Origin of the sequence: Pseudomonas sp. Irchel 3E19, assembly GCF_900187585.1 — a bacterium.
In the GTDB taxonomy this organism is placed as follows: domain Bacteria; phylum Pseudomonadota; class Gammaproteobacteria; order Pseudomonadales; family Pseudomonadaceae; genus Aquipseudomonas; species Aquipseudomonas baetica.
On the sequence record NZ_FYDT01000034.1, the window covers coordinates 11,851 to 16,910 of the forward strand.

Consider the following 5,060-nt stretch of genomic DNA (forward strand, 5'->3'; position numbering starts at 1 on the left):
TTAATCAAAGTTCAATTATTACCAATGCAGTCGAGTAAACGGTACTTTTGATGAAAATCGGATATGCGCGGGTGAGCACTCGGGATCAGAAAGCCGACCTTCAGGTCGATGCCCTGAAGAAGGCTGGATGCGAACGAATCTATCAAGACATTGCCAGCGGCGCGAAAAGCGCTCGGCCGGAACTCGACAAATTACTGGCCAACGTACGAGCGGGCGATGCCGTGGTGATCTGGAAGCTGGATCGACTCGGGCGCTCGCTCAAGCACCTGGTCGAACTGGTCGGTGAACTGGCAGCACGCAAGGTCGGCTTGCAGAGCCTGAATGACCCCATCGATACCAATCACGCCCAGGGTCGCCTGGTGTTCAACCTGTTCGCCTCGCTGGCCGAATTCGAGCGCGAACTGATCCGCGAGCGCACCCAAGCGGGTCTCTCGGCCGCACGGGCACGGGGCCGAATCGGTGGCCGTCCCAAAGGGTTGCCTGCCAAGGCCGAGGCCACTGCCATGGCAGCCGAAACCCTGTACCGCGAAGGACGCCTGAGCGTCAGCGCCATCGGTGAGAGGCTGCACATCTCCAAGAGCACGCTGTACAGCTACCTGCGCCATCGTGGAGTCGATATCGGGACGTATCAGAAGAGCGCCCAGCCGCGGGGCGAGCAGCGCAATGTCGTGTCGCCGGCAGAGTCGGCCGTTGAACGGGTTGCCACCGTTACGCTGCGCTTGGCGGTGGAGAACAACAGCAAGTTCGTGCGTGGCCGGAAGAGGGCCAAGGAGAACATTGAGCGCTACTTCCTGGAGCCATTCGGCGTGAAGCGCCTGGAGTCGGGAAACTATGAACTGACAGTTCCCTATCAGAGCGACGAGGAATTGGATAAGGCGGTGCATAACCTGCTGAGCGAGATCAGTCAGGAAGCCGAGATGCGCAACTGCTTTATCGGGGCGGATGCCTGGGAAGAAGGTACTCAACGACGCTGGTAGGGCTTAAGTGCACTTTCTGTTCCGCTGCTCCCCAAACCCCGACCACAGGCTGATCAGCGACCCCGGCCGCGTGTAGCCGCGCCCGCCGGCCGGCATCGGGTATTCCCAGGCTTCGCCGGTGTAGCGGTTCAGCACCAGCATCGGCCCTACCGCCGGCAATTGCTTGTACGACTGCGAGGAGAAGTTGTCCCAGATATTGCCGCCTAGGGCGTTGGTCGCCAGGGGGCTGCAGGCGTTGGTTTCCAGCAGCGTGACCGGCACCCGAAGACGGGGTGATCGGCTTGCCGCCGATCAGCGGCCGGAAGTGAGTGGTCCACTCCACGCTGTACAGGCCGATATTGATGAACACCCGGTTCAAGGCCCCGAGCGCGCCCACCGAGTCGGCGCCGTCCTTGAGCACCCGGGGGGGTGAACACGGTGTCGGGTTGCTGGTAGAACTTCGCCAGCGGGCTGTCCGGCGTCACCCCGGGCACGTCGTTGAACTGCCGGTTGTTCAGCCCGCCGCCGGCGAGCTGCTCCTTGCCCGGATGCCTGGCCAGCTCCATGCGCGCCTTGAGGTTGTAGTCATGGTGCGCGGGTTGTTGATGTAGTCGGTGGAGACGAACGAGGTGTCCAGCGCCCCGGGCTTTGAGGTGTGGAACAGCTGGAACGGGAAGCTGCTCTTGTCCTGTTTCCACATGAAGATGCGGTCGACCCAGAAGTAATGCGCCCTCGGGTTGGAGTTGAGGTTGGACCAGGCCGGATGCTTGGGATCGGCCGGCGGGTTGGTCGGGTTCGGCCCGACATGGCAGAAACCGCATGACATGCCGACCCGGTAGGGTTTGACCAGCTTGCTGTCGTTGTAGGCCAGGCTCGGGTGGTTGGAGATGGTCTTGAGCAGGTCCAGGTTGCCGACGCTGTCGCGCGACAGCTCGTCCCACAGCGCATCGTTGCCGGCGGTCCAGACGATCCAGTTGTTGCGCCCGCGGGCAACGGGCCGTCTGCCTGCTTGCGGCGACGGGTCAGAAGCGGATGGCGTCGGACGCCCGGCGCATGACGGCAGACCTGGGTCCATGGGTCGCCCCGGGCACTGTCTCGTACAGCCGCACGGCCATCCCCTGCTGGTGCCGCGACTGCGGACAGCAGCCCAGGGACAGCACAAACGGCCCGCTTTCCCATTGCCAGAAACGCCAGCGGCGCGCCTCGGGCGGCGCCAGCGTCTGGCAGGCAAAGCCGATCTGCCCCGGCGTGGCCAGCTCGAAGGAAAAACTGTCCAGCGGGATCGACAGGCCCTGGCCGCGCGCCTTGATATAGGCCTCCTTCAGGGTCCAGAAACCCATGAACGCCGACGCCCGCTCGGCGCTCGGCAGGCTGCACAGGTAGCGCACTTCGCTGGCGGAAAAGAAGCGCTCGGCCAGATCCTCGTCGGCCAGCCGCTGCCGCGGCTCCACATCGATCCCGACACTGTTTTCCAGGGTCAGGGCCAACACCACCAGGCCCTCGGTATGGGACAGGTTGAAAGCCATCGGCAGCGCGGGCGCGACAATCGCCGGCTTGCCCCAGGCATTGCTGGCAAATACCCACTGCTGCGGCGCCACCCACGGCGCATACAGCGACAGCGTCGCGCGCAGCAGCGCCCGGGTGACCAGGTACTGATGGCGATGGCGCTCGAACATGAAATGCTGCATGCGCTGGCTTTCCTCGGCGCTCAACCAGGAGCGATACCGCGCCAGCAGCGTCGGGTCGGCGATCTGCGGGTCCCGGGCGCTCCACACATGGATCTCCCCGGGGCCCAGGCGCAACGGCCGATCGCCGGGCGCGCTCACAGCTCCCCCAGGCACAGCAAGGCCTTGTTGGCGATATGCCGCTCCGACGGATAGCCGAACGCATTGTTGATATAGGTCACGCCCTCCAGGGTGACACGGCGATTGAGGTGGCTGTGGCCATAGATATGGGTCTGGGCCCCCAGCCGGCGCACTTGCCGTTCCAGGCGCGAAGAGCCCAGCACCGGATACAGGTAGCGGTACTGCGCCGGCACGCCGTCCGGCATCAGGTCGATCCTGGGCAAAAAATGCGAGAACGACACGATGTGCCGCGCCCCCCGGGTATCGGGCTGTGGGTTGAGCTCGTCGAATGCCCGGCTCACTGCCGCGTCGTCATGGCCGTCCCAGTGGCAGGCCTTGAAGTCCATCCAGTTGTCCCGCAACGTCTCGTTGACCGGGCCGAAGGAATAGTCATACCAACCCAGCAGCGGCACGATCAGGGTGCTGCCCACGCGGCACGCCCGGGTCTGCACCCCGGCGTCGCGGCAGGCCTGGCCGACCGTGCGGAACTTGTCGAAGGATGAGCGCAGGTCCGAGCGGATCACCCACAGGTCGTGATTGCCCGGCACGAAGCACACCTGGCGGAAACGCCGGCTCAGTTGCGCCAGGCTGGCCCTGAGCCGGCCGATTTCATCGGCGACGTCCCCGGCCACGATCAGGGTGTCGTCGAGGTAGTCCTGGCGAGACAGGCGTTCCAGCCATTTCCAGTTCTCCGGATGATCGGTATGCAAATCTGAAACGGTAAATAGCCGCATTGAGGTACCTGGACAGAGACATTGAAAACAGCCCGCTGGCGCGGGCTGATAGCGTCAGACCGCATCGGTTTCCGTGCCCCGTGCCGCAGGTATTTCCTGCTCTGCACGGGCGCTGAGGCGGATCCTCAGCGTATCCGGCACCGCCGAGGTGGTGAACACTTCCTTCACCTGTTCCTTGTCGATCAGCTCCAGCTCGAAGTACTTGACCAGCATCGCCACTGCCACTTTCAGCTCAATGTTGGCCAGAGGTGCCGCCGGGCACGAACGAGGGCCGAATCCGAAAGGAAACTGCTTCTGCCGCGCCTCTTTCGTATCGATTAAGGCGTGCTGTTCGTCCAGCCAGCGATAGGCGTTGAATACCGAGTCCTCTTGCAGATTCTTCAAACCATCGACTCGAGTCAGGACAATGATCCTGGTGCCCTTTTTCAGCAGGATATCGTCGACGATCGTGTCCTCCAGGGGTTCCACTAACAACCCGGGCACCGTGGACTTGATCCTGAAGGCCTCTTCGATGACCGCCTCCGTCAGCGGCAGGTCGGCCAGCGCGTGATAGTCAAGCTGATGTAGATCCAAGCGAGCGACTTCGCGGCGAAGGTTGTCCTGCAGCGTTGAGTCCTGCCCGAGGAAAAAACACAGCCAGCTGAGCATCGCCGACGTGGTGCCTTCTCCGGCCAGAATCAGCGCCATCATGTTGGCGAAAAGCTCATCTTCGCTGAGCATGCCGTCGCCACCGCTGGCCGCTTCGAGCATGGAATGCAGAATGCAATGGGGCCCCAGATCTTCCTGGAGGCGCATGCGTGCCTGGGTGTCTCTCGCGATCTCGATCGCCAGGCTCTTGAGTTTGATCAGGGAGCGGTCGAAGCGATGGTCGGACGGCAGCTTGAGCACCCGCCAATAAGGCACCACGCTCCGCACGCGTTTGTTGATGGTATTGACCACATCATGAAAGTTCTGCAGAAACTGGTTGTCGTGGTTATCCAGGCTTTTGAGGTCGAAGCCGAACACCAGCAGGCAACTGGCATCCACCGAAAAGCGCCGCAGGTCATCCCGCAGGTCGAACGGTTGCCCCAGGCTGTTGCGCAAGCGATCACGCAATTTCAGGGCGGTAGTGGCGATCTGTGGAGTAAACGCCACCAGGCTGCGTTTGGAAAAAGCCGACATGATCTGTGATCGCTGGCGCTTCCATGCTTCCCCTTCATCGGTAAACAGGCTGCTAAAGCCAACTTCATCGAACAGTTTCGCCATCTCTTTCATAGCCCGGAACTGCGAAGGTCGGTGTTTGAGGATATGGCGCACCTGCTCCGGTTTGCTGAAGACCGCGAATTGCATATGGGCCATTTGCAAGCGGAACGGTTCGTGGTGAAAGTCCCGCGACCATTGCTCAAGTGACAGGAAAATGGAGGCTTTACTCAACTGGTGCAAATTACCCAGCAAAGGCAGACCTGGGTGTTGGGGTAGATCCTTGAGCGTTTTCATTACGATTAACCTCGATATGGATTGATCAAAACAGACAAGTGGTGGGGCCG

6 protein-coding genes are annotated in these 5,060 nt (G+C 62.0%); 1 reads left to right on the forward strand and 5 read right to left on the reverse strand.

Annotated elements, in window-relative coordinates; translation table 11 throughout:
• Positions 1-50 precede the first annotated feature (50 nt).
• Positions 51-977 carry a recombinase family protein gene (locus CKW18_RS20205; protein WP_095190419.1) on the forward strand — a complete coding sequence of 309 codons (927 nt, stop codon included), beginning with the start codon at positions 51-53 and terminating at the stop codon, positions 975-977.
• A gap of 3 nt (positions 978-980) precedes the next feature.
• On the opposite strand, the gene CKW18_RS31110 is transcribed toward CKW18_RS20205, so the two are convergent.
• The 5 genes from CKW18_RS31110 to CKW18_RS20225 form a co-directional block, all read right to left on the reverse strand.
• Complete coding sequence (locus CKW18_RS31110; protein WP_256587034.1) at positions 981-1,238, reverse strand: hypothetical protein; 258 nt, start codon at positions 1,236-1,238, stop codon at positions 981-983.
• Between the two features lie 232 nt (positions 1,239-1,470).
• Positions 1,471-2,031 (reverse strand): hypothetical protein, encoded by a 561-nt coding sequence (locus CKW18_RS31115; protein WP_238156200.1) that lies wholly within the window; start codon positions 2,029-2,031, stop codon positions 1,471-1,473.
• Positions 1,979-2,782, reverse strand: coding sequence for a 4'-phosphopantetheinyl transferase superfamily protein (locus CKW18_RS20215; protein WP_095190420.1), 804 nt, complete (start codon positions 2,780-2,782; stop codon positions 1,979-1,981). Before CKW18_RS20215 ends, CKW18_RS31115 begins: the two co-directional genes overlap by 53 nt.
• Complete coding sequence (locus CKW18_RS20220) at positions 2,779-3,534, reverse strand: metallophosphoesterase (protein WP_095190421.1); 756 nt, start codon at positions 3,532-3,534, stop codon at positions 2,779-2,781. The genes CKW18_RS20215 and CKW18_RS20220 overlap by 4 nt, the downstream gene beginning before the upstream one ends.
• Positions 3,535-3,588: 54 nt before the next feature.
• Positions 3,589-5,010 (reverse strand): cytochrome P450, encoded by a 1,422-nt coding sequence (locus CKW18_RS20225; RefSeq protein ID WP_095190422.1) that lies wholly within the window; start codon positions 5,008-5,010, stop codon positions 3,589-3,591.
• Positions 5,011-5,060 lie beyond the last annotated feature (50 nt).